General features: G+C 72.3%; 24 protein-coding genes and 2 pseudogenes. 7 read left to right on the top strand and 19 right to left on the bottom strand.

Features of this window, described 5'->3' with window-relative positions:
- The 12 genes and pseudogenes from cysD to ACFW6B_RS16180 form a co-directional block, all read right to left on the bottom strand.
- Positions 1–939, bottom strand: coding sequence for a sulfate adenylyltransferase subunit CysD (cysD, locus tag ACFW6B_RS16125; protein ID WP_386596312.1), 939 nt, complete (start codon positions 937–939; stop codon positions 1–3).
- Positions 936–1,535, bottom strand: coding sequence for an adenylyl-sulfate kinase (gene cysC / locus ACFW6B_RS16130; RefSeq protein WP_151473465.1), 600 nt, complete (start codon positions 1,533–1,535; stop codon positions 936–938). The genes cysD and cysC overlap by 4 nt, the downstream gene beginning before the upstream one ends.
- Complete coding sequence (locus tag ACFW6B_RS16135) at positions 1,532–2,242, bottom strand: phosphoadenylyl-sulfate reductase (RefSeq protein ID WP_386596315.1); 711 nt, start codon at positions 2,240–2,242, stop codon at positions 1,532–1,534. Before ACFW6B_RS16135 ends, cysC begins: the two co-directional genes overlap by 4 nt.
- Positions 2,239–2,418 (bottom strand): hypothetical protein, encoded by a 180-nt coding sequence (locus tag ACFW6B_RS16140; protein ID WP_386596317.1) that lies wholly within the window; start codon positions 2,416–2,418, stop codon positions 2,239–2,241. The genes ACFW6B_RS16135 and ACFW6B_RS16140 overlap by 4 nt, the downstream gene beginning before the upstream one ends.
- Positions 2,415–4,109: a nitrite/sulfite reductase gene (locus ACFW6B_RS16145; protein ID WP_386596319.1), complete on the bottom strand. Its 1,695-nt coding sequence runs from the start codon at positions 4,107–4,109 to the stop codon at positions 2,415–2,417. The genes ACFW6B_RS16140 and ACFW6B_RS16145 overlap by 4 nt, the downstream gene beginning before the upstream one ends.
- 135 nt (positions 4,110–4,244) lie before the next feature.
- Complete coding sequence (locus ACFW6B_RS16150; protein ID WP_309486338.1) at positions 4,245–4,328, bottom strand: putative leader peptide; 84 nt, start codon at positions 4,326–4,328, stop codon at positions 4,245–4,247.
- Between the two features lie 163 nt (positions 4,329–4,491).
- Positions 4,492–5,064 (bottom strand): GNAT family N-acetyltransferase, encoded by a 573-nt coding sequence (locus tag ACFW6B_RS16155; protein ID WP_386596321.1) that lies wholly within the window; start codon positions 5,062–5,064, stop codon positions 4,492–4,494.
- Between the two features lie 297 nt (positions 5,065–5,361).
- Positions 5,362–6,708: a hypothetical protein gene (locus ACFW6B_RS16160; RefSeq protein WP_386596323.1), complete on the bottom strand. Its 1,347-nt coding sequence runs from the start codon at positions 6,706–6,708 to the stop codon at positions 5,362–5,364.
- A gap of 161 nt (positions 6,709–6,869) precedes the next feature.
- Complete coding sequence (locus ACFW6B_RS16165; RefSeq protein WP_386596325.1) at positions 6,870–8,165, bottom strand: GAF domain-containing protein; 1,296 nt, start codon at positions 8,163–8,165, stop codon at positions 6,870–6,872.
- 259 nt (positions 8,166–8,424) lie between these two features.
- Positions 8,425–10,059 carry an acyl-CoA dehydrogenase family protein gene (locus ACFW6B_RS16170; RefSeq protein WP_386596327.1) on the bottom strand — a complete coding sequence of 545 codons (1,635 nt, stop codon included), beginning with the start codon at positions 10,057–10,059 and terminating at the stop codon, positions 8,425–8,427.
- A gap of 119 nt (positions 10,060–10,178) precedes the next feature.
- Positions 10,179–10,300 (bottom strand): annotated as a pseudogene (locus tag ACFW6B_RS16175) (transposase); the annotation flags it as partial.
- A pseudogene (locus ACFW6B_RS16180) lies at positions 10,274–10,399 on the bottom strand (transposase); the annotation flags it as partial. The pseudogenes ACFW6B_RS16180 and ACFW6B_RS16175, both read right to left, overlap by 27 nt.
- Positions 10,400–10,521: 122 nt before the next feature.
- Between ACFW6B_RS16180 and ACFW6B_RS16185 the strand changes: the two are divergent.
- Entirely contained in the window at positions 10,522–11,736 is a 1,215-nt protein-coding gene (locus ACFW6B_RS16185) for an RNA-guided endonuclease InsQ/TnpB family protein (protein WP_386596532.1), read from the top strand.
- A gap of 53 nt (positions 11,737–11,789) precedes the next feature.
- Positions 11,790–13,001, top strand: a complete 1,212-nt coding sequence (locus ACFW6B_RS16190; protein WP_386596329.1) for a YihY/virulence factor BrkB family protein — start codon at positions 11,790–11,792, stop codon at positions 12,999–13,001.
- A 49-nt stretch (positions 13,002–13,050) separates the two neighbouring features.
- Here ACFW6B_RS16190 and ACFW6B_RS16195 read toward each other — a convergent pair whose 3' ends face one another.
- Entirely contained in the window at positions 13,051–13,884 is an 834-nt protein-coding gene (locus tag ACFW6B_RS16195) for an NAD(P)H-binding protein (protein WP_386596331.1), read from the bottom strand.
- Between the two features lie 112 nt (positions 13,885–13,996).
- Here ACFW6B_RS16195 and ACFW6B_RS16200 point away from each other — a divergent pair, with 112 nt between their 5' ends.
- Positions 13,997–14,968 (top strand): AraC family transcriptional regulator, encoded by a 972-nt coding sequence (locus tag ACFW6B_RS16200; protein WP_386596333.1) that lies wholly within the window; start codon positions 13,997–13,999, stop codon positions 14,966–14,968.
- Positions 14,969–14,978: 10 nt separating this feature from the next.
- On the top strand, positions 14,979–15,719 hold the full coding sequence (locus ACFW6B_RS16205) for a helix-turn-helix domain-containing protein (RefSeq protein ID WP_386596335.1): 741 nt from the start codon (positions 14,979–14,981) through the stop codon (positions 15,717–15,719).
- A gap of 37 nt (positions 15,720–15,756) precedes the next feature.
- On the opposite strand, the gene ACFW6B_RS16210 is transcribed toward ACFW6B_RS16205, so the two are convergent.
- A complete protein-coding gene (locus tag ACFW6B_RS16210; protein ID WP_386596337.1) occupies positions 15,757–16,170 on the bottom strand; it encodes a VOC family protein in 414 nt (137 codons plus the stop codon).
- 444 nt (positions 16,171–16,614) lie between these two features.
- Here ACFW6B_RS16210 and ACFW6B_RS16215 point away from each other — a divergent pair, with 444 nt between their 5' ends.
- Positions 16,615–16,953, top strand: a complete 339-nt coding sequence (locus tag ACFW6B_RS16215) for a beta/gamma crystallin domain-containing protein (protein WP_386596533.1) — start codon at positions 16,615–16,617, stop codon at positions 16,951–16,953.
- Positions 16,954–17,296: 343 nt separating this feature from the next.
- Here ACFW6B_RS16215 and ACFW6B_RS16220 read toward each other — a convergent pair whose 3' ends face one another.
- Both ACFW6B_RS16220 and ACFW6B_RS16225 read right to left on the bottom strand, forming a co-directional pair.
- Positions 17,297–18,067: a transposase gene (locus ACFW6B_RS16220; RefSeq protein WP_386596339.1), complete on the bottom strand. Its 771-nt coding sequence runs from the start codon at positions 18,065–18,067 to the stop codon at positions 17,297–17,299.
- A gap of 42 nt (positions 18,068–18,109) precedes the next feature.
- Entirely contained in the window at positions 18,110–18,544 is a 435-nt protein-coding gene (locus ACFW6B_RS16225; RefSeq protein WP_386596341.1) for a hypothetical protein, read from the bottom strand.
- A gap of 68 nt (positions 18,545–18,612) precedes the next feature.
- On the opposite strand from ACFW6B_RS16225, the gene ACFW6B_RS16230 reads away from it, so the two are divergent.
- The gene (locus ACFW6B_RS16230) at positions 18,613–19,302 is read left to right on the top strand and encodes a ThuA domain-containing protein (RefSeq protein WP_386596343.1); all 690 of its coding nucleotides are present in this window, start codon (positions 18,613–18,615) and stop codon (positions 19,300–19,302) included.
- A 181-nt stretch (positions 19,303–19,483) separates the two neighbouring features.
- A complete protein-coding gene (locus ACFW6B_RS16235) occupies positions 19,484–21,310 on the top strand; it encodes a carboxylesterase/lipase family protein (RefSeq protein WP_386596345.1) in 1,827 nt (608 codons plus the stop codon).
- An 87-nt stretch (positions 21,311–21,397) separates the two neighbouring features.
- On the opposite strand, the gene mmuM is transcribed toward ACFW6B_RS16235, so the two are convergent.
- The 3 genes from mmuM to ACFW6B_RS16250 all read right to left on the bottom strand — a co-directional run bounded on the left by mmuM (position 21,398) and on the right by ACFW6B_RS16250 (position 25,164).
- Positions 21,398–22,324, bottom strand: a complete 927-nt coding sequence (gene mmuM / locus ACFW6B_RS16240; protein ID WP_386596347.1) for a homocysteine S-methyltransferase — start codon at positions 22,322–22,324, stop codon at positions 21,398–21,400.
- Between the two features lie 61 nt (positions 22,325–22,385).
- Positions 22,386–24,773: an Hsp70 family protein gene (locus tag ACFW6B_RS16245; protein WP_386596349.1), complete on the bottom strand. Its 2,388-nt coding sequence runs from the start codon at positions 24,771–24,773 to the stop codon at positions 22,386–22,388.
- Entirely contained in the window at positions 24,766–25,164 is a 399-nt protein-coding gene (locus tag ACFW6B_RS16250) for a hypothetical protein (protein WP_386596351.1), read from the bottom strand. The genes ACFW6B_RS16245 and ACFW6B_RS16250 overlap by 8 nt, the downstream gene beginning before the upstream one ends.
- Positions 25,165–25,179 lie beyond the last annotated feature (15 nt).

A 25,179-nucleotide genomic window follows, 5' to 3' on the forward strand; every position in this document is an offset into this window, starting at 1 on the left:
CTAGAAGTACCCCTCGCGCTTGCGGTCTTCCATCGCGGCCTCGGACATCTTGTCGTCGGCGCGGGTCGCGCCGCGCTCGGTGAGCCGGGAGGCGGCGATCTCGTTGATGACGGCGTCCAGCGTGGTCGCGTCGGAGTCGACGGCGCCGGTGCAGGACATGTCACCGACCGTGCGGTAGCGGACGAGCCGCTTCTCGACCCTCTCGCCGTCCTTCGGGCCGCCCCACTCACCCGCGGTCAGCCACATGTTCGACCGCCGGAACACCTCGCGCTCGTGGGCGAAGTAGATCTCCGGCAGTTCGATGCCCTCGCGGGCGATGTACTGCCACACGTCCAGCTCGGTCCAGTTCGACAGCGGGAAGACGCGGACGTGCTCGCCGGGCGCGTGGCGGCCGTTGTACAGGTTCCACAGCTCCGGGCGCTGACGGCGCGGGTCCCACTGGGAGAACTCGTCGCGCAGCGAGAACACCCGCTCCTTGGCCCGGGCCTTCTCCTCGTCCCGGCGCCCGCCGCCGAACACGGCGTCGAAACGCTCGGACTGGATCTTCTCCGTCAGCGGCAGCGTCTGCAGCGGGTTGCGGGTGCCGTCCGGGCGCTCCTTGAGCACACCGCGGTCGATGTAGTCCTGCACCGAGGCCACGTGCAGCCGCAGACCGTGCCGCTCCACGGTCCGGTCGCGGTAGTCCAGGACCTCGGGGAAGTTGTGCCCGGTGTCCACGTGCAGCAGCGTGAAGGGGACCGCCGCCGGGGCGAACGCCTTCAGCGCCAGGTGCAGCATGACGATCGAGTCCTTGCCACCGGAGAAGAGGATCACCGGCCGCTCGAACTCACCCGCCACCTCACGGAAGATGTGGACGGCCTCCGACTCCAGAGCGTCCAGGTGCGACAGCGCGTACGGGCTGCTCTGCGTCTCCTCGGAGACGCTGGCGACGGTCGTCATGCGAGACCCTTCTCGGTGAGCAGCGCGTGCAGCGCGGCGGCGGACTCCTGCACGGTCTGGGTGTGCGACTCGATGCGCAGGTCGGGCGACTCCGGCGCCTCGTAGGGGTCGTCGACCCCGGTCAGCCCGGTCAGTTCCCCCGCTGCCTGCTTGGCGTACAGACCCTTCACGTCCCGTACCGAGCACACCTCGACCGGGGTCGCGACGTGCACTTCCAGGTACGTCGTCCCGTTCTCCTCGTGACGCCCCCGCACCGCCTCACGGCTGTCGGCGTAGGGCGCGATGACCGGGACGAGCGCCGTGACGCCGTTGCGGGCGAGCAGTTCGGCCAGGAAGCCGATCCGCTGCACGTTGGTGTGTCGGTCCTCGCGGCTGAAGCCGAGGCCCGCCGAGATGAACTCGCGGATCTCGTCGCCGTCGAGCACCTCGACGCGGCGGCCCTCCTCGCGCAGCCGGCCCGCCAGCTCGTAGGCGATGGTGGTCTTGCCGGCGCTCGGCAGACCCGTGAGCCAGACGGTGGCTCCGCTCGTCACTTCCCGCTCCTGAGAAATCGTGGGACCCGCGCCGGGCGCGGTGTTCGTCGTGGTCGTCGTCATCCGTGCAGTCCGCACTCGGTCTTGGCGCGGCCCGCCCAGCGGCCGGCGCGCGCGTCCTCGCCCTCCAGCACCCGGCGGGTGCAGGGGGCGCAGCCGACGGAGGCGTAGCCGTCCATCAGCAACGGGTTGGTCAGGACGCCGTGTTCGGCGACGTAGGCGTCCACGTCGTCCTGCGTCCAGCGGGCGATCGGGGAGACCTTGACCTTGCGGCGCTTCTCGTCCCAGCCGACGACCGGGGTGTTCGCCCGGGTGGGGGACTCGTCGCGGCGCAGGCCGGTCGCCCATGCCTGATAGCCAGTCAGGCCCTGTTCCAGCGGCTGGACCTTGCGGAGCTTGCAGCACAGGTCGGGGTCGCGGTCGTGCAGCTTCGGCCCGTGCTTGGCGTCCTGCTCGGCGACGCTCTGACGCGGGGTCAGGGTGATGACGTTGACGTCCATCACGGCCTCGACCGCGTCCCGCGTGCCGATCGTCTCCGGGAAGTGGTAGCCGGTGTCGAGGAACACCACGTCCACGCCGGGCCGCACCCGCGACGCCAGATGAGCGACCACCGCGTCCTCCATCGAGGACGTCACGCAGAACTCCTCGCCGAAGGTGTCCGCCGCCCAGCGCAGGATCTCCAGCGCCGACGCGTCCTCCAGATCGCGCCCCGCCTGCTCGGCGAGCTTCCTCAAGTCGTCGTCCGTGCGTTCTTGCTGAATGGCCGTCATATCTCCGCCCCTCCACGCTCTTCCTGCTGGACGCCCCGGGACAGCAGTCCCAGGAACTTCAGCTGGAAGGCTCGGTTGCACGCCGCGCATTCCCACGCTCCGTGGCCTTCCTCGCTGGGTCGCAGGTCCTCGTCTCCGCAGTAGGGGCAGTAGAACGGCGCCGCACGCTCGCTCACGACAGCGCCTCCTCGGAGGCGCGCGTGGCCCAGGCGGCGAAGCGCTCGCCGTCCTCACGCTCCGCCTGGAAGCGCTTGAGGACACGCTCGACGTAGTCGGGCAGCTCGTCCGAGGTGACCTTCAGGCCGCGGACCTTGCGGCCGAACCCGGCCTCCAGTCCGAGCGCGCCGCCCAGGTGCACCTGGTAGCCCTCGACCTGCTCGCCCGCGTCGTTCAGGACCAGCTGGCCCTTGAGACCGATGTCCGCGACCTGGATGCGGGCGCAGGCGTTGGGGCAGCCGTTGATGTTGATGGTGATGGGCTCGTCGAACTCGGGGATGCGGCGCTCGAGTTCGTCGATCAGGGAAGCGCCGCGCGCCTTGGTCTCGACGATCGCGAGCTTGCAGTACTCGATGCCGGTGCAGGCCATCGTGCCGCGCCGGAACGAGGACGGCCGGGCGGTGAGGTCGAGGGCCTCCAGGCCCTCGACGAGCGAGTCGACCTGCCCCTCCTCGACGTCGAGGACGATCATCTTCTGCTCGACCGTGGTGCGCACCCGGCCCGAGCCGTGCGCCTCCGCCAGTTCGGCGATCTTGGTCAGGGTGGCGCCGTCGACGCGGCCGACGCGCGGGGCGAAGCCGACGTAGTAGCGGCCGTCCTGCTGCCGGTGCACGCCGACGTGGTCGCGCCAGCGGGCGACGGGCTGGGCGGGGGCGGGGCCGTCGACCAGCTTGCGCTGCAGGTACTCGTCCTCCAGGACCTGGCGGAACTTCTCCACGCCCCAGTCGGCGAGCAGGAACTTCAGGCGGGCGCGGTTGCGCAGCCGCCGGTAGCCGTAGTCACGGAAGATCGAGATGACACCTTCGTAGACGTCCGCGACCTCGTCGAGCGGGACCCAGGCACCGAGGCGCTGGCCGATCTTCGGGTTGGTGGAGAGGCCGCCGCCGACCCAGAGGTCGAAGCCGGGGCCGTGCTCGGGGTGGTTCACGCCGACGAACGCGACGTCGTTGATCTCGTGGGCCACGTCGAGCAGTGGCGAGCCGGAGATCGCGGACTTGAACTTGCGGGGCAGGTTCGAGAAGTCCTTGTTGCCGATGATCCGGCGCTGGATCTCCTCGACGGCCGGGGTGCCGTCGATGATCTCGTCCTCGGCGATGCCGGCGACGGGCGAGCCGAGGATGACGCGGGGGGTGTCACCGCAGGCCTCGGTCGTGGACAGGCCGACGGCCTCCAGGCGGTCCCAGATCTCGGGGACGTCCTCGATGCGGATCCAGTGGTACTGGACGTTCTGACGGTCGGTGAGGTCGGCGGTGCCGCGCGCGAACTCCTGCGAGATCTCACCGATGACCCGGAGCTGTTCGGTGGTCAGCCGGCCACCGTCGATCCGTACCCGCAGCATGAAGTACTTGTCGTCCAGCTCCTCCGGCTCCAGGATCGCGGTCTTGCCGCCGTCGATCCCGGGCTTGCGCTGGGTGTAGAGACCCCACCAACGCATCCGGCCGCGCAGGTCGTTGGGGTCGATCGAGTCGAATCCCCGCTTCGAGTAGATCGTCTCAATGCGTGTCCGCACATTGAGACCGTCGTCGTCCTTCTTGAACTGCTCGTTGCCGTTGAGCGGGGTGAAGTGACCTACGGCCCACTGGCCCTCACCGCGGTGACGGCTCACCTTGCGGCGGGGCGCGACGGCTGGATCCTGCGGGGTGGCGGCCATGGTTGTTACGTCCTTCGAGACTGCGGGGCAGGTCTGATCTGCGGCTCTGACCTGCGCATACGGGTGCACACGGAAGAATGGGCGCAGCGCTGCGCAAGGGTCGCAAAAAGAGGGGGATCGGCGTTGCTGGGCTGATCAGCTCGCCGGACAGATGGCGCTGGACATGCGGCCGAGGTCGACGTGCCGCCGACTCACCAAGGCAATTCCAGTTCCAGACATGACGGAAGCGTGTCACGGGGATCTCGGGGCAGTCCACCGTCATCCAACATGTGGACACCCTTGTCTCGAATCACGAGACAAGGGTGTTGTCGATCACATGCCGGGCCCTCCCGCGGGGTGGCGGGGAGGATCCGGAGCCGCGGTCACCGCGGTGCAAAGCGGGTCAGACGGTGTACGCGCCCGGCCAGGGGCCGGGGGTGGCGGCCTCCGTCTCCTGCTCGACCTTGGTGTCGAAGAGCCGGAAGCCGCGGCGCAGGTAGTTGTCCATCGCGTGCTCGCCGTCCTTGCTGCACGTGTGGAGCCAGACGCGTTTCGTCCCGTCCCGCCCCGGCCAGCGTTCGGCCAGGTCCCAGGCGCGCGCGGTCCCGTACGCGAGCAGGTGGCCCCCGATCCGGCGGCCGCGGAAGGAGGGGACGAGGCCGAAGTAGACGATCTCCACGACCCCGTCGTCCTGGGCCTCGAGTTCGACGTAGCCCGCCGGGGTCCCCCGGTCGTAGGCGACCCAGGTCTCCGTGCCCGGCCTGCCGAGGACCTCCTGCCACCGTTCGTACGTCCACGCGAGACGGTCCGTCCAGAGGATGTCCCCGCCGACGGAGGCGTACAGGAAGCGGCTGAACTCGGGCGAGGGGACCTCGGCGCGGACGATCCGCAGGTCCCCCTGCGGCACGCTCGCGGGGAGCAGGTCGGACGGGGCCGTCTGCTCCAGGGACCAGGTGGTCACACTGATGTCGCTCATGACCGCCAGGGAACCACGGAGCCGACCGCCTCTCCAAAGGCGTCCACGGGGCGGCCGGCGGGGCGGGGCGCGCCGCCGTGTCCGGGGGCGGGCGGACCGCCCCGGGCCCGCTAGGACCTGTCCGGTCGATCATGGCGGAGACGCGGGGTGTGGTGCGCGCATCTGCGGCGTTGTCGTCAGTCGACGACGCTCCGCGTCGCCTCCCTCCTCCGCCTTGCAGCTGCACGCACCACACCCCGCTCACCGGCACCCGTCAAGCACCGTCGGGATCCTCCACCATGATCGACCGGACAGGTCCTAGTCGAGCGAGCCGTCGACCGAGGAGAGCGGCACCGCGTAGAGCACCCTGCGGTCCGTCGTGTCCGTGAGGCTCCACAGCTCGCCGGTCCGCTGCCAGTAGGAGAGCGACCCGGTGCCGAGGCTCCAGCAGGCGTGCGACTGGTCCGCGGTGCACGTGGCCGCCTCGGCGCCGTGTGCGCTCTGGCGCCACAGGGACCCGTGCCCGGCGCGGCCGTCGGACGGCCGCCCGATGTACCACTGGGCCTCGCGGTCGCCCGCGGACCGGTGCGAGAGCGCGCCGGAGATCGCGGCCCCCTTGGTCGTCCATGCCTCGGCCGCCTTCACACGGCCCCGGGTGTCGGCGAGGAGCCCGGTGCGGTAGGCGGCGGTGCTGAACGCGTACCGCCAGACGCGGGTGCGCTCCGGGCGGCCGCCCGCGGCCTCCGTCGCGACCAGGCTGTCGGGAGCGGTCGTACGGTCCAGGGAGAGCGAGCCGATGCAGGGGACCGCGTGGTCGCGGCCGCGGGCGCACGAGCCGCCCTCCAGGTCGTACGAGCCGATCGCGGGGAGCACGTAGCGGTAGCCGGCGGCCGAGTAGCCGTGGCCCACCCGGCCCACGGCACTGCTGTCCACGTCCGCGCGCAGCAGCCGGTGCAGGTCGAAGACGAGCAGGCCCTCGCCGCGGTCCGCCGTGACGATCAGCTTGTCCTGGTACCAGACCATCCCGCCGAGGCCGGTGCGGACCGCCGTGAAGTCCGTGCCGCCGGCCCGCGGGGCGACCAGCAGGACCCAGCGGTAGCGCAGGGCGTCCGGGTCCGTCGCGTCGACGACGGCGATCCGGGCCAGTCCCTCCTCCCGGTCCGGCGCGGACGCCCGGCCGTCGCGGTGCGTCCAGCCGGCCAGGATCACCTGGCGCGTGCCCCACGTGCCGTCGTCGTCGGCGTCACCGGACGTGGTCACGGAACGCGGACGCCACCGCGAGGTCTCCGCGTCGGCGTCGTCCCAGCAGTACGCGCGGGTGGCCGTCGGCTCGACGGGGAGCGCGGCCCGCTCGTCCCCGGTGCAGTCGGCGGTGTTCCGCATCGAGCGGTCGGCGTCGCGCAGGACCCCTTCGACGCCCACGTTGCCGCCCATGCTCCCGCTGAGCACGTCGAGCGCGTCCCGCGAGGCGAGGTTCTCGTGGAGGCCGAGCCGCGAGGCGGAGCCGGCGCGCACCTCGGTGAGGCCGCCCGGACTGCCGGCGTCGGTGGCCTGCGAGGTGCTGATCAGGGTGGCTGCCGCGGTGAGCGCGAGCGCGGTCCCGGCGAGGGTGGCGCGGAGCGCCTGCCCCCTTCTTCGACGACGGTGCCTGCCGCGCTGCTTCATGCATCCTCCCGTAGAGGCCAACTGCCTCCCCCGCCGAAGGCGTTGACGGAGAGACTGGTGGGGTGGCCCGTGGAGTGGATGCTACGGCAGAGACCCCCCGGCCAGCAGAAAGACGGCGGAAGACGTCCACGAAAATACGCTCGCCCCGGCCCCGCCCGCGTTCACGACGGCTCCGGTCCGGCCGTGGCGCGTGCCCCGAGCACCGCGGGCGCGGTCGAGTGCGGCAGCAGGTCCAGGGGGTCCCCGGGCAGCAGGACCTCGACCTCCACCTCCTCGCGGAAGCGGTAGGGCCGGTGGTCGAGGAGTCCGGCGAGCCGGCGGCGCACGCGGGACAGTTCGGCCCGGACCGTGACCGTGCGGGTGGGATCGCCGAAGAGGTCGACCGCGAGCTGGGCGGCGCTGCGTCCCTGCCGGTGCACGGCGAGGACGTAGAGCAGCTCCGCGTGGCGCGGGCTCAGGGACTGGGCCCAACTGCCCGCCGTGCCCGAGACGGTGATGTGCGGGCGCCGGGGGTCGCCGAGGTCGAGGACCACCCGTCCGGCGCTGCCCGGGTCGTCGGCGCCGGTGACGCGCAGCAGCCAGCCGCCGGGCAGCGGCTCGGCGACGCACGTTCCGAGGGCGGGCAGCCAGACGTGGCCGGCGCCGAAGGAGCCGGGCAGCGGGACCCGGTCCACGGGCGGCATTCCGGTGACGGCGGCGAGCCAGCCGTGGGAGTCCACCACGAGCGCTGGTCCGTCCAGCCGGCACAGCAGGGGCGCGGCCACCGCGCGCAGCCGCTCGACGGCCCTCAGGTGCGCGGTGCGCAGTTCGCTTTCGGCCAGTCTGGACACCGCGTCGACCAGCGCGAGGGTGGCGGGGTGGAAGGTGCTGTCCGGGCCGCTCACGTCGATGATCCCGAGCAGCCGTCCGTCGCGAGGGTCGTGGACGGGCGCGGCGGCGCACGTCCAGTCGTGCAGGGTGCGCACGAAGTGCTCGGCAGAGTGCACCTGGACCGGGGTGCCCGCCGACAGGGCGGTTCCGATGGCGTTGGTGCCGGTGGTGTCCTCGCTCCAGGCGGCGCCTTCCTCCAGGCAGATGGCGTCGGCCCGGCGCAGCACGCCCGGGTTCCCGGAGCGCCACAGCACCCGGCCCTCGGGGTCGGTGACCACCATGATCTGCAGGGAGGCGTCGGCGACCGTCCCGAGGCCGCCGTGCAGGGTCGGCATCACGTCCGCGAGTGCGGTGGACGTCCGCCGGTGTTCGAGTTCGTCGGGATGGAGCAGGATGCTGTCCGTTCCCTGTTCGGGATTGACACCGAAACGTTTCGCTCTTTGCCAGGACCGGCTGATCACCGGACGCGGGGTGAACGCGCCACGCTCGCCCCCGGCCGACGCCGCCCAGGTCTCCTGGAGGTGCCCCGCCGTCCCGGACGCGCCGGGCGGTGCGAAACGGGCGGGGTTGAACGATGTGGTCTTCACAGAGCACTCCCGAAACCAGGACCTCGTACGGGCCGCGACACCGCCGTCATCCCACATCGTGCCTGCTCTCGGCCGGGTCCGCCGGGCCTTCGCACAAGGTGCACAAAGGAATGCAACGGTCTGCAACTCTCGCCAAGAGTCACCGGGTTCCCCGAAACTTACAGCGACGCCGCCCGCGCGGCGTCCGAGCTCCTGAACGGGGCGAGCGGCGGGGGTGGTGCCGTGTCGGCGCAGCACCACCCCCGCGTCGGCGCCTCCTTCAGGACACCGGCCGGGCCCGCTCCACCACCGTGGCCAGATCCAGACTGTGCGGCAGCGTCCCGAAGCCCGTGCCCCAGTCTCCGCCCAGGCGCGAGGCGCAGAACGCGTCGGCGACCTCCGGGGGCGCGTACCGCACGAGCAGCGATCCCTGGAGCACCAGCGCGATCCGCTCGACCAGCCGGCGGGCACGGGCCTCGATGCCGTCCAGGTCGGCGAGTTCGGTCAGCAGGTTCTTGATCGCCCCGTCCAGCCGGTGGTCGGCGCCGCGGGCCTGTCCCACCTCCCGCAGATACGCGTCCAGGGCCCCCGGCTCCCGCCGCAGCGCGCGCAGGACGTCCAGCGCCTGCACGTTGCCCGCCCCCTCCCAGACGGAGTTGAGCGGAGACTCCCGCAGCAGTCGCGGCATGCCCGACTCCTCGACGTAGCCGTTGCCGCCCAGGCACTCCAGCGCCTCCACCGCGACCGGCGTACACCGCTTGGTCACCCAGTACTTGGCCGCTGGCACCGCGAGCCGCAGGAACGCCCGCTCCCGCTCGCTCCCGTCGTCGTACGCCGCCGCGAGCCGCATCGCCAGGGTCGTCGCCGCCTCCGACTCCAGCGCCAGATCCGCGAGCACGTTGCGCATCAGCGGCTTGTCGACCAGACGGCCGCCGAACGCCTCCCGGTAGGTGCAGTGGTGGACCGCCTGCGCGACCGCCTGCCGCATCAGCCCGGCCGAACCGAGCACGCAGTCCAGCCGGGTCGCCGCGACCATCTCGATGATGGTGCGCACCCCGCGCCCCTCGTCGCCCACCCGGCGCGCCCAGGTCCCGTCGAACTCGACCTCGGCCGACGCGTTGGACCGGTTGCCCAGCTTGTCCTTGAGCCGCTGGATCCGGAAGACGTTGCGGCCGCCGTCCTCCAGGACCCGCGGCACCAGGAAGCAGGTCAGCCCGTCCGGAGCCTGTGCCAGCACGAGGAAGCCGTCCGACATCGGCGCCGAGCAGAACCACTTGTGCCCGGTCAGCGCGTACGTCCCGTCCTCGGCGAGCGGCCTCGCCTCCGTCGTGTTGGCGCGGACGTCGCTGCCGCCCTGCTTCTCGGTCATGCCCATGCCGAAGAGCGCGCCGGCCTTCAGGGACGCGGGACGAAGCTCCTGGTCGTAGACCGCGGACGTCAGCCGCGGCACCCACTCGGCGGCGAGCGCCGGGTCGGTGCGCAGCGCGGGCACCGCCGCGTGGGTCATCGACAGCGGGCAGCCGTTGCCCGCCTCGGCCTGCGTCCAGACCACGAAGCCCGCCGCGCGCCTGACGTGTCCGCCCGGGCGTGTCCAGGCCGACGTCAGCCCGGCCGACACGCCCTTGCCGAGGAGGCGGTGCCAGGACGGATGGAAGTCGACCTCGTCGATCCGGTTGCCGTAACGGTCGTGGCTGCGCAGCTTCGGCGGGTTCTCGTTGGCCAGCGCACCCCACTCCTGGACCTGGGCGGAACCCGTCGTCCGGCCGAGCCCCGACAGCTCCTCGCGGGCCTCCTGGAGGAGCTCCGGGTCGAGATGCCGGCCGACCGCCTCGCCGAGGGCCCGGTCGGCGGCGAATACGTCATATCCGACCAGGGGCGGAGCCTGGTTGGTCACGGTGTGGGTGCTGGCTGCCATACCCTGATCCTCGCAGGGAATCCCGGCCTTCAGGCCGGGCGGGAATGCGATCCTTGGCCCGGAGGCGCGGAGCGCCGAAGTCCCCTGCGTTGCGGGTGACGATCGGACCGGCCGGTGTACTCCGCCCGCAGGCATCGGGAGCTGACGTCCTGGGGGAGTTGACGGGCTCGGACGGGGCGATTTTCGGCGGGTGGTGCACGAGCAGGTGGACGTGATCGCCTTCACCGTCGAATTCGTGCAGCTTGGTACCGAAGCTCTCGCACGCGTCCCGCGTGATCGCCTCGCGGCGACTCAGGGTCTCACCGGCGAAGGTCTCACGCCGGTACTTCGTGACGAACACCAAGCGGGCGTACAGGTGGCAGATTGCATCATTTTCTCACTTTATATGAGGATCTGTTTCTCGATGGAGTGAGATGCGCCAAGGTAGTAGGTTCGAGCGAACTCGGCCGGAGGGGGGACTGGATGATCCGTGCGTACAAATTTCTCCTGCGGCCCACCGTCCGCCAGGGGCAGGCGCTGGGCGAGATGCTGCGGGACCACTGCTCCCTCTACAACGGGGCTTTGCAGGAACGCCGCGATGCCTACCGGCACGTATCGAAGACCACCGTCAAGTACGGGGTGCAGTCCGCGCAGCTCAAGGAGATCCGGGCGTTCGACCCGGAGCGTCAGGGCCGCTGGTCCTTCAGCTCTCAGCAGGCCACTCTGCGCCGCCTGGACAAGGCGATGCAGGCGTTCTTTCGCCGCGCCAAATCCGGCGACACCCCGGGCTACCCTCGCTTTCGTGGGGTGAACTGGTTCGACACGGTGGAGTTCCCGAAGGACGGTGACGGCTGCCGCTGGGACTCCACGCCTCACGACCCGGTCACCCGCGTCCGCCTCCAGGGCGTCGGCCACGTCAAGGTCCACCGGCACCGCCCGGTGGCCGGCAGGGTCAAGACGGTGTCGGTCAAGCGCGAGGGCCGTAAGTGGTTCGTCGTGCTTACCGCCGAACAGGAACGGCCGCAGCCGCTGCCCGCGACCGGCAGCGTGGCCGGGATCGACCTGGGCATCGCGAACTTCCTCGCCGACTCGAACGGAGCCTTCGTACCCAATCCGCGCCACGGCCGCTGTGCCACTGCGAAACTCCAGGCGGCGCAGCAGGCCCTGTCCAGGTTCCCCCGTTGTAAGGCCAAGGACCGCACCGCCAATCACCAGCGGGCCGTGGAGAAGGTCGCCGAGCTGCACGGCAAGGTCCGGCGTCGGCGGCTGGACCACGCGCACAAGACCGCGCTCGACCTGGTCCGCGCACACGACGTGATCGTGCACGAAGACCTCAAGATCCGCAATATGCGCAGGGCCCCCGCACCGAAACCCGACCCCGATCAGGTAGGCGTGTTCCTGCCGAACGGGGCCACCGCGAAGGCCGGGCTCAACCGCAGCATCACTGACGCCGGATGGGGGGTGTTCCTGATGATCCTGCACGCCAAGGCTGAAAGCGCCGGACGGGAAGTGATCTCTGTGGACCCCCGCAACACTTCCCGCACCTGCCCCCCATGCGGGCACACCGCCGAGGAGAACCGGCCCACACAGGAAAAGTTCCACTGCGTCGCCTGCGGCTACACCGCGCACGCCGATACGGTCGGGGCCATCAACGTTCTACGGGCCGGGCTGGTCCGTCGCGACGCCGACCTGGTGTAGCGAGAAGCCCCCGGCTTTAACAGGGGGAGGAGTCACACCGCTACCGTAAGGACGTGCACCAGGCAAAAGAAACATCTGAACGGCCACGCCCGGGCCGCCTCCACCGCGCTCGCGCGCTCTACCGGAACGTCTCCAAGCGCAGGACCGCCTGGCTGCTGCTCAAGGACACCGTCAACTCGTGCGTGGAGTACCGCATCCTCGGCCTGGCGGCCGAGGCGGCCTTCTTCACGCTCCTGTCCGTGCCGCCGCTGCTGCTCAGCATGATCGGGCTGCTCGGGTACGTGGACGCGTGGACCGGCGCCGACACCATCGCCAGCCTGGAGTCCAACATCCTGGACGCCTCCCGCACGGTGCTGACCCAGAAGGGCGTGCACGAGATCGCCGAGCCGATCCTGCACGACGTGATGAAGGGCGGCCGGCCCGACATCATCTCCCTCGGATTCCTGTTCGCCCTGTGGTCGGGCTCGCGCGCGGTGAACGTGTTCGTCGACACCATCACCGTGATGTACGGGCTCGACGGCACCCGGGGCATCGTGAAGACCCGGATGATGTCCTTCCTGCTGTTCATCGTCGCGCTGCTGATCGGCTCCGTGGCGCTCCCGCTGATGGTGGCGGGCCCGGACGCCGTGGTGAACGTCGTGCCGTGGTCGACCACCGTCGTCCAGATCCTGTACTGGCCGGTCGTCATCGTGCTGTCGGTCGCCTTCCTGACGACCCTCTACCACGTGTCCGTCCCGGTCCGGTCCCCCTGGGTCGAGGACGTGCCGGGCGCCCTGGTCGCGCTCGCCATGTGGGTCCTCGGCAGCTTCCTGCTGCGCATCTACCTCACCAACACCATCGAGGGCCCCACCATCTACGGCTCGCTCGCCGCCCCGGTGGCCGTCCTGCTGTGGATCGGCGTCTCCGCCTTCGCCGTCCTCGTCGGCGCGGCCGTCAACGCCGCCATCGACCGGGTCTGGCCGGCCGCCGCCACCGCCGTGGCCCGTGCCGCCAACGAACGGCTGCGCGAGGCCCAGGCCGCCGAGTACGTCGCGCGCGTCGCCGCGCACCGCTCGTACGACGCCGACCCCGACGACCCCGACATGCCCTCCGAGTTCCCGGAACGCTGGTCGCGCTTCCTGCCCCCGGAGGACGTGGCGTCCCGGCTGCGCACCCACGCCAAGAACACCCACGCCAAGAACGTCCACGCCAAGGACACCCAGACCAAGGACACCCACCACGACCGCGCCACGAAGAACGGCGAGGAGCGCTCGCGGGGGGAGTGAGCCGGGGCGGCCGTCAGGTCTTCCGCGCGCCCCGGCCCCGGCGGCCCCGTCAGGCCTTCCACGCTCCGGCCGCCGCGGCCTCCCGCGCGAAGTCGGTGAAGTCCCGCGGCGCACGGCCGAGGACCTGCCGGACACCGTCCGAGAGGTGGGAGTTGCGGCCGTCGAGAAGGCTCTCGAAGAGCCCGACGAGGAACCCCGCCTCCTCGGCCGGCATCCCGGACCCGGCCAGCGTGTCGCCGTAGCTCCGCGCCGTCACGGGCGTGTACACCAGTTCCCCGCCCGTGGCCCGCGAGATCTCCGCGACCGCCTCCCGGAAGGACAGCAGCCGGGGCCCCGTGACCGTGAGCTCCCGCCCGGTGTACCGCTCGCCCCCGGTCAGCACGGCCACCACGACGTCCGCGATGTCCCGTACGTCGATGAACGGCTCCCGCACCTCACCCGCCGGGAAGACCAGCTCCCCCTGGCGCAGCCCCTCGACCAGCGGGCCCTCGCTGAAGTTCTGCGAGAACCACGCCGCTCGTACGATCGTCCAGTCCGCGCCGGACGTCCTGAGCGCCTCCTCGGTGGGTCCGGCCAGGTCCTCGCCCCTGGCCGACAGGAGCACCAGCCGCCGCGCGCCGAGTTCCACCGCCGCCCTCGCCAGTTCCCCGACCGCCTTCGTGGCGGCCGGTGAACCGACGTCCGTGGGATGGGCCAGATAGGCCGCGTCGGCGCCGCGCAGCACCGCGGCCCACGTCGAGGCGTCCTCCCAGTCGAAACCCGTGGCGCGCGAGGCGGCCCGGACCGTCAGGCCCGCCGCCCGCGCGGCCCGCGCGACCCGGCTCCCGGTCCGCCCCGTGGCCCCCGTCACCAGCACTGTCATGTCCCGCTTGTTCTCTGCCATGCGCCCAGTCAACTGCCGCCCCCGGCGGGGAACCATCGGCGAACGGCTCATTCCCATAAGCGGTCGTCCACGATCACCCGCGCCCGTCCGTGCCGCCGTCTACGCTGGCGGCATGGACGCCCCGCCCGGCTCGGACACGCTCATGCGGGGGGACCCTCTCGCAAGCCTGCTGGAGGGGCCGCGCGCGCGTGGCGCCTTCATGATCCGTGCGTGCTTCGACCCGCCGTGGAGCGTGCGCGTCGAGGACCGCGCCCCCCTGTCGGTCATGCTCGTGGCCCGCGGCGACGCCTGGGTCGTGCCGGACCGCGGCGAGCGGCTGCGGCTGCGGGCCGGTGACCTCGCCATCGCGCGGGGCCCCGATCCGTACCTCTGCGCCGACGACCCCGGCACCCCGCCCCAGGCCGTGATCCTGCCGGGCGGCGAGTGCTCCTACCCCGACGGGCGCTCGCTGAAGGGCCGCTGGGACCTCGGCGTCCGCAGCTGGGGCGACCGGCCCGACGGCTCCACGGTGCTGCTGATCGGGACGTACATGATGCGGGGCGAGGTCGACCGCCGGCTGCTCGACGCCCTGCCGCCGCTGCTCGCGCTCCCCTCCGACGTGTGGGAATGCCCGTTGACCCCGATCCTCGCCGAGGAGATGACCCGGGACGAGCCCGGCCAGGAGGTCGTCCTCGACCGGCTCCTCGACCTGCTGGTGATCAGCGCCCTGCGGGCCTGGTTCTCCCGCCCCGAGGCCGCGACGCCCGCCTGGTACCGGGCCCTCGCGGACCCGGTCGTGGGCCGTGCGCTCCGGCTCCTCCAGGGCGACCCGGCCCGCCCCTGGACGGTCGCAGGGCTCGCCGCCGAGACCGGTGTCTCGCGTGCCGCGCTGGCCAGACGCTTCGGCGAACTCGTCGGGGAACCCCCGATGACGTACCTGACCGGCCGGCGTCTGGCGGCCGCCGCCGACCGGCTCCGCGAGAGCGACGACACCCTGGAGACGATCGCCCGCCACGTCGGCTACGGCAGCGCCTTCGCGCTCTCCAGCGCCTTCAAGCGGGTCTACGGCGTCAGCCCGCAGGAGCACCGGGTCCGCCCGGCGTAGCCTGGCGGGCATGTACGCGGAACGGGCCTCCCGGCTGCCGGGCGCGGTGGTCTGGAGCCGCCTCCTGACCGGTCCCGCCCCTGACGGCGGTGCCGCGCCGGCGCCCGCGCACCCGCAGGCGGCGGGGTCCGTGCGGGACGCCGTGCTTCCCGACGGCTGCATGGATCTGTTGTGGACCGAGGGGCGCCTGCTCGTCGCCGGTCCCGACACCCGGCCCCACGTCCCGGACGGAGCACCCGGCGGCTGGGCGGGCGTCCGCTTCCACCCCGGTACGGCGCCCGCCTACTTGGGCGTGCCCGCCGACGAACTCCGCGACCGGCGCGTGGAGTTGACCGACCTGTGGCCCGCCGCCGAGGTGCGCCGCCTCGCCGCGCGGATCGACGCGGCCGCCGACCCCGTGAGCGCGCTCGAAGAGGTCGCGCTGCTCCGGGCGGCCGGGGCCGAGCCCCCCGACCCGCTCCTCGGCGAAGTGGTGGCCGCCCTGGACGCGGGGCGCCCGGTCGCCGAGACGGCCGACCGACTGGGCCTGGGGGCACGGCAGTTGCACCGCCGCTCGCTCGCCGCCTTCGGGTACGGACCCAAGACCCTGGCCCGGGTCCTGCGGCTGCAGCGGGCCCTCGCCCTCGCCCGCGACGGGGTGCCCTTCGCGGAGACCGCCCTGCGCGCCGGGTTCGCCGACCAGGCCCATCTGGCACGGGACGTGAGGGAGTTGGCGGGCGCGACACTCGGTGAGCTGGTCGGCCGCCGGTGACGGGCGCGAGCCGGCCGGCCGCCGGTGACGGGTCCGACTACTGGGTCGTCGCCGGTCCTTCCGGCAGCGGGGCGAACAGGTCGACGCCGTTGCCGTCCGGGTCGTGCACGACGGCGTACCGCATGCCCCAGAAGGCGTCCCACGGCTTGAGCTCGCCGTGGTGGCCCGCGCCGACGAGCCCCTCGTACACCGAGTCGACCTCGGCGGGGCTCTCGCAGCGGAAGGCGAGCGACACCCTGCCGCCGCCGTCCGGGGGCCGCCACCCGGCGTGGAACGACCGGATGGTGTCCTCCGTGTCCAGCGCGAGGCGCAGCCCGCCGGGCAGTCCGGCCTCGACGTGCGGCTCGTTCTCCGCACCGTCGGGGAAGACGAGTCCGAGACGGCGGTAGAAGGCGAGGGAGGCGGCCATGTCGGAGACCGCCAGCCCGATCACATCGAATCGTGGAGTCATACGGCCACCGTAGGAGGGTTCCGGCTCCCGGTCTTGAAGGAAACGGACAGAGCCCGGGCGGCGCTCCCGGGGCAGCCCTCGGCAGCGCGACGACCCACCTGTACGCCACACCCGGCTGTCACGCACCGAAACGAAAAACGGCTTGCGGGCGGTAGGGAAACAATCTCTCGACCCGCTCTTCTCGACCCGCTCTTCTTGGCCTCTATCTAGACATTCAGGGGCGCATTCTGGCCCAGAGGGCAATAGATCCTTGTTGTATGCAGCTGTCTTGCGCGATGTTCGTAGGGCAAGCCCGACGGGGGAGGCGGCGGAAGGGCCGTACGGAGGCGGGCAGGCACCTTTTCGGCGAGCCTTGATTTGTTCGGCGAGCCTCCTTGCGTCCGGCCGTGACGTGCTCTCCCTGTTCGAATGTTGAATGAAGGAGAAGTTGTGATCTCGAAGACGATGAGGGTCGCCCGTTCCGTGGCCGTGGCGGCCGCGGCCACCGTGGCCGTCACGATGGCCATGCCCACGGGCAACGCGTTCGCCATCGACCACATCGAGTGCCGTGGCGGGGCGGACTACCTGAAGATCTGGTCGCACCTGGACGGGAGGTCCAGTGTCGACTGCTACGCCAACAAGGGCCGGACCGGCTTCGGCTCGTGGTGGGTCGACCGCATCTCGACGGGCAACAACGACCTCATCTACTACGACGCGAACGGCGACTCGGTGCGCATCAACCGGTGGACCGACATCACCTTCCCGAGCCGTCCTCCGAAGGTCAAGGACATCGAAATCCTCTAGCGGGAGATCGGGCGGATTTCCGGGAAGGGCCGTGCCGGCGCACGTTCCTTCCCGGGAACGAATTCCTTCCCGCGCGGAACTGAATTCCGCATTCCGTGCGGGAGTCGACTGAATTCGGCCCGGATTGCTGGTGCAGGTCACGCGATTTCCGCGCGGCCTGTACCGGCCCGTTCCCGTGCACATTCCGGGAGCCGTGGTCACGGGCGCGCGGGGCCGGAGTCCGGCCGGGCGTACCGGAACGGTTCTCGCCATGCCTGCCGGCCGGGTCACGGCCCTAAGGGCTGTCCCGTAAAGATTTTCGATTCAGCGGGCCCGCGATCGGGCTGCTGTCCGCTCGGCTCACCTATCGGCCGAGTGCCAGGTTGTGCAGGCGGGCGATGCCCCTCATCGCGTGATGGACGCCGTCGCCCTTCAACCGGCAGTCTCGGAGGATCTTCCAGGCATTCATGCGGGCGAAGGCGTGCTCGACACGGGCGCGGACCTGGCGGTGGGAAGCGTTGTGCTCTTCCTTCCAGGCTGGCAGTTCGCTCTGCCCGTGCTCGCGGCGGTGCGGGATGACCAGGCCGGTGCCCCGGTAGCCGCCGTGGGCGATCACGGTGGTGTTGCCGACCGAGCTCTTGGCGCCGGACAGTGCCCATGCCTTGCAGTCGTTGCGGTTGCCTGGCAACGGCCGGCCGACCACTACGACGCGCCGGGTGTCGGCATCGATGACGACCTGGTGGTTGGTGGAGTACCGGTAATTCTTCGACCGCTCGGCCACCCTATGGTCGCGAGTGGGGACCAAGGTGCCGTCCACGATGAGGACGGTGCTCTTGCGGAATCGCCTGCGGGGCTTGAGCGCGAGCAGGGGGCCGAGTTGGCTGACGATGCGGTTGGCCGCGGACTTCGAGACGCCGAACAGGGGGCCGAGCTGCCGCAACGTCAAGTTGGTACGCCAGTAGGCCGTGACCAGCAGCACCCGATCCTCCAGCGGCAGGCTCCACGGCCGGCCTCTGCGAACCGCGTCAGCCCCCTCGTGCCGCAGCTGTGCCACCAACGTGCCGAAGGAGCGGGGGCTCAACCCGGTGAACGGGGCTATCCAGGACGGCTGCGACGCCGTGATCACACCAGCCACTGCGGGAGCCTCACACGGTTCTCGCCGTGGCTGGTCTGTTGATCACCTGCTGGACAGGCGAAGGTTGCCGGACCAGGTTTCACATCGGACACGGCCGGAGTCGAAGGTGATCTCCAGTGCGATCCGCCCACTGTCCGAGGCACTCTCTTCGCTGACTGCCAGCACTGTCTCGCCGAAGTGATCCGTGAACGGGGTCTCGCCGCTGACCGGCGCCACCTCGACGCGGCCTGACTCCGCCATGTCGTACCCCGCGAAAGGGTCCGATGCCTCCACGGTCAGGCACCAGTCCGAACCGGTCGTAATGCGCGTGGCGACCGCTTCGCTGTCGATCAGCCACACGTCCAGCGGGCCGGACGGAGCTTCTGAGTCGTACAGGTGCCACGAAGCGACTACTTGCTCAAGACGACGTCCGACCAGGTAGTCAGGACGCACACCACCCCCGTGCAACGGGCACTCGCTCACTATCTTCGACTCCACGCGTCGACCGTACTGTCAGGCGAACCCCAGCTCACGTCCTTATACGGGACATCCCTTAGGCTCCCGGCATGGCCTTCCGCGTTCTCGTGTACACCCGCACGACCGGTTACCGGCACGACTCGATCCCGGACGCCGTCGAGGCCGTGCGCGCTCTCGGCCGCGCGCACGGCTTCGAGGCCGACGCCACCGAGGACCCCGCGGTCTTCGAGGCCCCCCTCGACCCGTACGCGGCCGTCGTCTTCCTGTCGACGAGCGGCGAGGTGCTGACGCCGCCGGGCCGCGACCGGCTGGCCGCCCACGTCGAGGGCGGCGGCGGGTTCGTCGGCGTGCACGCCGCCGCCTGCACCGAGTACGACTGGCCCCACTACGGCGAACTGCTCGGCGCACGCTTCGACCGGCACCCGGCCCTCCAGCCGGGCAGGGTCCTCGTCGAGGACCGCGGGCATCCCGCGACCCGGCTCCTGCCGCCGGTCTGGGAGTTCACGGACGAGTGGTACGACTTCCGCACCAATCCGCGCGGGACGGAACACGTGCGCGTGCTCGCCTCCGCGGACGAAGCCTCCTACGAGGGCGGGGGCATGGGCGCCGACCACCCCCTGGTCTGGTGCCGGGAACAGGGGGCGGGCCGGGTCTTCTACACCGCGCTCGGCCACGCCGCGCAGGCGTACGAGGACCCCGACTTCCTCGGGCACCTGCTCGGCGGCATCCTCTGGGCGGCCCGGGAGCCCTCCGAGGCCGCTCCGGACCCGGGCGCCTGACCGGGGCGCCGGCCCCGGCGGGGACCCGCTCCGGCCCGGCGGACCGGCCCGTGCCGGCCCGCGGGGTCGGCCGGACGGGTGACTTCCGCAGGAATACCGGGACGCACTGTGGTGCTCTGATCTCTACAGCGCGGTGGTGCTCCGGTCTCTGCGGCGCGCGACGGTGAGGAGCTGGTCCAGCATGGCGGCGGACGCGGTGGATCCGGTGGCGAAGACGGGGGACCCGGTGGTCCCCACCCCTTACGGAGCGGTGCGCGGCCGGTACGAGAACGGGATCGCGGTCTTCAGGGGCGTCCCGTACGCGGCCCCGCCCTTCGGCGACCGGCGCTTCCGCCCGCCCGAGCCGCCCGAGCCCTGGGAAGGCGTCAGGGACGCCGGCGCGTTCGGGCCGACGCCGCCGAAACCGCCGTACTCCGAGGCGTTCGCCCGCCTCCTCGCCGACCCCGTCGTCCCCGGCGACGACTGCCTCAACCTCAACGTGTGGACCCCGGCGCCGGACCCCGCTGCCCGCCTCCCCGTCATGGTGTGGATCCACGGCGGGGCGCTGACCCGCGGCTCCTCGGCCGTGCCCGTGTACGACGGGCACGCCTTCGCCCGCGACGGCGTGGTCCTCGTGTCCGTCAACTACCGCCTGGGCGTCGAGGGCTACGGCCTCTTCCCGGACGCTCCCGCCAACCCCGGGCTGCGCGACCAGCTCGCCGCGCTGGAGTGGGTCCAGGAGTCCGTCGCCCGGTTCGGCGGAGATCCCGGCCGGGTGACCGTCTTCGGCGAGTCCGCCGGGGCGATCAGCATCGGCGCGCTGCTCGCGAGCCCGCGAGCCCGCGGCCTGTTCCACCGGGCGGTGCTCCAGAGCGGGCCGCCCGAGGCGAGCGACCGCGACAAGGTGCGCCGCATGGTGCGCAGGATGGCCACCCGGCTGAAGATCCCCGCGACGGCGGAGGCGTTCGCCGCCGTCGACCGCGACCTGCTGCTGCGCACCCAGGCCGACGTGGGCAGACTCAGCAGTCCGGTGCTCGGCGGTCCCGCCTTCGGCATCGTCGTGGACGGCGACCTCGTGCCGCGCGACCCGCTGGAGGCCCTGGTCGAGGGCGCCGCGGCGGACGTCGGCCTCCTGCTCGGCTGGACCCGTGACGAGTACCGGCTGTGGCTCGTGCCGGGCGGGCTCCTGGAGCGTGTCGACCGGCTCGGCCCGGTCGCCCTGGCCGGTGCGATGGCCCGCTGCCACTGCGGCCACGAGGTGCCCCGCGGCTACCGCGCCCTCGAGCCGGAGACGGGCACCGCCGATCTCGTCGGCCAGATGATCACCGACCATCTGCTGCGGGTGCCGCTGCACCGTCTCGCCGACGCGCGTGGCGGCACGCCCGCCGCGGCCCCCGGCGCGGACGCTCCCGGCGGGGGCCGGGCCCCGGCGCACGTCTACGAGTTCGCCTGGCCGTCCAACGTGCCGGGGCTCGGCGCCTGCCACGCCCTGGAACTGGGCTTCGTCTTCGACACGGTCGGCGCGCCGGAGGCGGCGAAGCTCGCCGGCGAGGGCGCTCCGCAGGAGCTGGCGGACGCCATGCACGGCGCGTGGGTGCGGTTCGCGGTCGACGGCGACCCGGGGTGGGCCGCCTGGGACGCCTCGCACCCGGTCCGGGTCTTCGGCGCCGGGGAGCCGCACACCGTGCACGGCCCGCACGACCGTGAACTCGCCCTGTGGGAAGCCGAGTCGGCCAGGGCCGCGGCCCGGCCCGCGACCGGCCCCACGCGCCGGCAGACCGGCGGATCCACGGTCGGGACCATCGGCGCGGCCGCCCTCGAAGCCGTCGGAGGGCCCGCCCTCGACGCGGACACCGTTCCCGGCGCCGGGAACGCCGACGGGCCCGCGGGCGCTTTCGCCGCCGAGACCGCGGACGCCCCGCCCGGCGAGGTGGACGGCGCACCCGCCTCCCCCGCCCCCGTGCGCATCAGGACACCGCTGTCGGCCGTACGACGCTTCCGCCGCTCGGGCGGCGCGGAACGCCACTGAGCCCTACCCGTCGGCACCGACCGGCCCGGCACCGGTCGGCCCCGGCACCGACCGGTCCGCCGGGGCCGGCCCGCGCGCCGCGTGGGCTCAGGCGGCCCGCAGTGCCGAGGCGATCCCCGTGATCGCCTCCGGGCCCACCCGGCAGCAGCCGCCGATCAGCCGGGCCCCGGCCCGCTCCCATCCGCCGACCTGGCCGGCCGTGAACGTGGAACGGCCGGTCCAGGCACGTGCCCCCGCGTCCCAGGTCTCGCCGCTGTTCGGGTAGACCACGACCGGTTTCCCGGTCACGCGCGAGGCCGTGGCGACGGCCGCGTCGACGTCACCGGGAGCGCAGCAGTTGACCCCGACCGCGATGATCTCGTCCGCCTCCGCGGCCAGGGCGAAGGCCTCCTCCAGCGGCTGTCCGGCCCGCGTACGGTCACCGGTCACGCTGTACGACAGCCACGCCGGTACGCCGAGCCCGCGCACCCCCCGGAGCAGCGCCCGCGCCTCGTCCGTGTCCGGGACCGTCTCCAGGGCCAGTACGTCGGGCGCGGCGGCGGCCAGCACCTCCAGGCGCGGCACGTGGAACCGCTCCAGTTCCGCCACGCTCAGCCCGTACCGCCCCCGGTACTCCGAACCGTCCGCGAGCATCGCCCCGTAGGGGCCCACCGACGCGGCGACCCACAGGGGCCGCGCGACGCCCTTCGCGTGCGCGCGGCGGGCGGCCTCGCGCGCCAGTCCGACGCTCAGGCCGAGCAGTCCGGCGACCTCCTCGCGCGGGATGCCGCGCCGGGCGAAACCCTCGAACGTCGCCTGGTAGCCGGCGGTGATCGCCACCTCCGCGCCCGCCTCGTAGTAGGCGAGATGGGCCTCGGTGACCGCCTCGGGCCGGTCCACGAGCAGCCGCGCCGACCACAGCGTGTCGCCGAGGTCGTGACCGGCAGCCTCGAGCTGGTTGGACATGCCGCCGTCGAGCACGACCGGACCGCGGGACAGCGCGGCGGCGAGGGCGGGGGCGTTTTCGCTGGCCATGCCACGACGCTAGCCGACCGGTGCCGGACGCGCGGTGCTCGGCGTGCGCCGCGCGGTGCCGTCAGGAACCGGCTTCCGGGCCGCCGCGGGGGACCGGGGCCAGCGCCTTCCGGGGGTCGGACTCCCGCGTCCCGGCGTGGGCCGCACTGCGCCGGTCCAGCAGGACGGACACCTCCTCACCGGTGCCGAGGTCCTTGGCCGTGACGTGGGCGACGCTGTCGGCGTCGATGTCGAAGGTCACCTCGATCCGCGGGACGCCGCGCGGGGCCCGGCGCAGCGGCAGTTCGAGCACGGCGAGCCTCGTGTTGTGGGCGGCGGTCTCCCGGCTGCCCTGGCAGACGCCGATCCGGGCGTGGCTCTGACCGTCCTCGACCGTGGTGAAGAGACCGTCGCGCTTCGTCGGGATCGTCGTGTCCGCCCCGACGACCTCGGTCATGACGCCGTCCTCCGTCTCGACGCCGAGGGGGAGCGAGGTCACGTCCAGGAGCAGTTCGTCGCACAACTGGCCGGTGAGAACGGCGCTCTGGAGAGCGGCGCCGATGACCACCCCCTCGGGGACGATGGCCCGGACCGGCTCCCGCCCGCCCGCCAGATCCTTGAGGAGCGCGGCGATCGCCGGCATCCGGGTGGCTCCGCCCACCAGGATGAAGTGGTCGACGTCCTTGACGCCGTCGATGCCCCAGGCGGACTCCAGCGCCCGCCGCACGGGCCGGGCGCAGCGCTCCAGCAGGTCCTTCGTCATCCCCTCCAGCTGTGCGCGCGTCAGCATGGTGTCCAGGTGCACGGGACCGTACGGGGAGGCCGCGATGTGGGGCAGGCGCACGACGGCGGCCGTGGCCTGCGACAGCTCGATCTTCGCGGCTTCCGCGGCCTCGGCCACCCGCTGGAGGGCGGCCCGGTCGGTGAGCCGGACGCCCTGGCGGAGGGCGAGGTCACGGACGAGGTGGTCGACGAGACGGCGGTCCCAGTCGCTTCCGCCCAAGCGGCTGTCGCCGCCGGTGGCCAGCGTCTCGACGACCCCGTCACCGATGCCGAGCAGGGACACGTCCAGGGTGCCCCCGCCCAGGTCGAACACCATGATGTTCTCGTCGTCCCGGCCGAAGCCGTACGAAAGCGCCGCGGCGGTCGGCTCGTTCAGCATCCTGACGGCTTCGATGCCCGCGAGGGCCGCCGCGTCCGCGAGGGCCGCGCGCTGGACGCAGGTGAAGTGGGCGGGCACGGTGAGGACCGCCCGCGTCACCGTCTCGCCCAGATGCGCTTCCGCGCTCTGCCGCAGGTCGGCCAGGATCCAGGACGCGACCTCCTCGGCGGAGAAGCGGCGGACCCCGTGCCGGTGTGTCCACCCCGTGCCCAGTTCCCGTTTGACCCGGTGGATGCCGCCGCCCGGAACGCGGGAGGCACGCTCCTTGGCGGCCTTCCCCACCAGCAGGGTCCCGTCCTCGGCGAACGCCACGACACTGGGGGTGGTGACCTCGCCGTGGCGGTTCGGGATCACCCGCACCCCGCCGTCCAGGAACACCGCCACCGCGGAGTTGGTCGTCCCGAAGTCGATGCCGAGGATCTTCGACCCGTGCGTGAGCGGCCGGGTGACCCGGGAGGCGGCGGCCGGCGCACCGGGAGGCGGTTCGCCGAGGCCGAGGCCGAGGCCGTGGCCGTGCCGGAGCCCCGGGGACGCAGGTCCCCCGGGCGCGGCCGGGTGGAGGTTGCCGGGGGCGCGTGTCAGACGGAGCGTGCCCTCGCAGTTGTTGACGCTGCGGGTCGGCGTCTGGCTGGGCAGCCGGCTGCGCACGCGGTCGTGGACGAAGGCGTACAGCTCCTCGGCCGACACGTAGCCGTCCCCGTCCAGGTCCGCCGAGCCGTCCCGCAGCCCTTCCACCACGGCGGCGGTGAAGACGGACGGCTCGGCCCGCTCCCTGCTGCTGAGCTCGCTCTCGTGGCTGTACTGCAGGGCGGTCGAGGAGGTGATCACGATCCGGCCCCGGCCGGAGAAGGGCTCCCTCACGTCGACCGCCGGCGGGGCGCCGCGGGTCCGCATCCCTTGGGCGAACGCCCCGCTGTAGCAGCAGTCCAGCAGGACGACGGCCCGGCGGCAGGGACTCTGCTCCAGCTGGTCCGCGACGAACTGGGAGGAGACCGCGGTCGCGTCGAGATAGGCCTCTTCCGTGTCCGAGGCGATGAAGTGCAGCCGGCCCCGCGGGTCCTTGCGGCCGTGGCAGGAGAGGTGGAGCAGGAGCAGGTCCTGGCTCCGCGCGTGGGCGAAGAAGGACTGGACCGCCCTGCGGATCTCCGGCGCCGTGCCGTTCTCGACGACGGTGACCTCGAACTCGCCGACGGCCGGGTCGCCGAGCACGGCGGCGAGGTGCTCGGCGTCCGCCGCGGCTCCCGGCAGTTCGTCGAAACGCCGGTCGGCGTAGTGCTGGTTGACGACGAGGAGCGCGGCCTTACGCATCGGGCGCACCGGTGTCCCTGGGAGCGTGCCTGTCCACGAACAGCTCGACGGCGCGCCGCTGGTCCGCGCGGGAGACCGACGTCAGACGCAGTTCGTCACCGCCGATCGTCAGATCGATCGAGCCCGAGTTGCGGCGTGCCAGCCAGTCCTGGACCAGTGCGACGACGGCCCGCAGCGTCGCCGCGCTCGTCGTGGTGACGAGGAGCGTCGTCCAGACCACCGTCGTCCCGGCCCGTGTGCCGCCGGGCGCCGGACCGCCTTCCTGGTGCCGTACGGAGAGGGGATCCAGCAGGGACAACTCCTCGGCCAGGAGGGACACGGCCTCCGCCGCGCCCTCGGGGTCCGCCTCGTCGGTGAACGCCAGCGCGGCTTCGCATCGCGGATCGTTCAAGGTTCCCTCCCCGTC

The organism is Streptomyces sp. NPDC058751 (assembly GCF_042746485.1).
Taxonomy (GTDB): domain Bacteria; phylum Actinomycetota; class Actinomycetes; order Streptomycetales; family Streptomycetaceae; genus Streptomyces.

Coding starts and splice junctions, on each gene's coding strand:
- cysD (WP_386596312.1), bottom strand. CDS start 939: ATGACGACCGTCGCCAGCGTCTCCGAGGAGACGCAGAGCAGCCCGTAC.
- cysC (WP_151473465.1), bottom strand. CDS start 1,535: ATGACGACGACCACGACGAACACCGCGCCCGGCGCGGGTCCCACGATT.
- ACFW6B_RS16135 (WP_386596315.1), bottom strand. CDS start 2,242: ATGACGGCCATTCAGCAAGAACGCACGGACGACGACTTGAGGAAGCTC.
- ACFW6B_RS16145 (WP_386596319.1), bottom strand. CDS start 4,109: ATGGCCGCCACCCCGCAGGATCCAGCCGTCGCGCCCCGCCGCAAGGTG.
- ACFW6B_RS16150 (WP_309486338.1), bottom strand. CDS start 4,328: ATGTCTGGAACTGGAATTGCCTTGGTGAGTCGGCGGCACGTCGACCTC.
- ACFW6B_RS16155 (WP_386596321.1), bottom strand. CDS start 5,064: ATGAGCGACATCAGTGTGACCACCTGGTCCCTGGAGCAGACGGCCCCG.
- ACFW6B_RS16160 (WP_386596323.1), bottom strand. CDS start 6,708: ATGAAGCAGCGCGGCAGGCACCGTCGTCGAAGAAGGGGGCAGGCGCTC.
- ACFW6B_RS16170 (WP_386596327.1), bottom strand. CDS start 10,059: ATGGCAGCCAGCACCCACACCGTGACCAACCAGGCTCCGCCCCTGGTC.
- ACFW6B_RS16185 (WP_386596532.1), top strand. CDS start 10,522: ATGATCCGTGCGTACAAATTTCTCCTGCGGCCCACCGTCCGCCAGGGG.
- ACFW6B_RS16195 (WP_386596331.1), bottom strand. CDS start 13,884: ATGGCAGAGAACAAGCGGGACATGACAGTGCTGGTGACGGGGGCCACG.
- ACFW6B_RS16200 (WP_386596333.1), top strand. CDS start 13,997: ATGGACGCCCCGCCCGGCTCGGACACGCTCATGCGGGGGGACCCTCTC.
- ACFW6B_RS16205 (WP_386596335.1), top strand. CDS start 14,979: ATGTACGCGGAACGGGCCTCCCGGCTGCCGGGCGCGGTGGTCTGGAGC.
- ACFW6B_RS16210 (WP_386596337.1), bottom strand. CDS start 16,170: ATGACTCCACGATTCGATGTGATCGGGCTGGCGGTCTCCGACATGGCC.
- ACFW6B_RS16215 (WP_386596533.1), top strand. CDS start 16,615: ATGAGGGTCGCCCGTTCCGTGGCCGTGGCGGCCGCGGCCACCGTGGCC.
- ACFW6B_RS16230 (WP_386596343.1), top strand. CDS start 18,613: ATGGCCTTCCGCGTTCTCGTGTACACCCGCACGACCGGTTACCGGCAC.
- ACFW6B_RS16235 (WP_386596345.1), top strand. CDS start 19,484: ATGGCGGCGGACGCGGTGGATCCGGTGGCGAAGACGGGGGACCCGGTG.
- mmuM (WP_386596347.1), bottom strand. CDS start 22,324: ATGGCCAGCGAAAACGCCCCCGCCCTCGCCGCCGCGCTGTCCCGCGGT.
- ACFW6B_RS16245 (WP_386596349.1), bottom strand. CDS start 24,773: ATGCGTAAGGCCGCGCTCCTCGTCGTCAACCAGCACTACGCCGACCGG.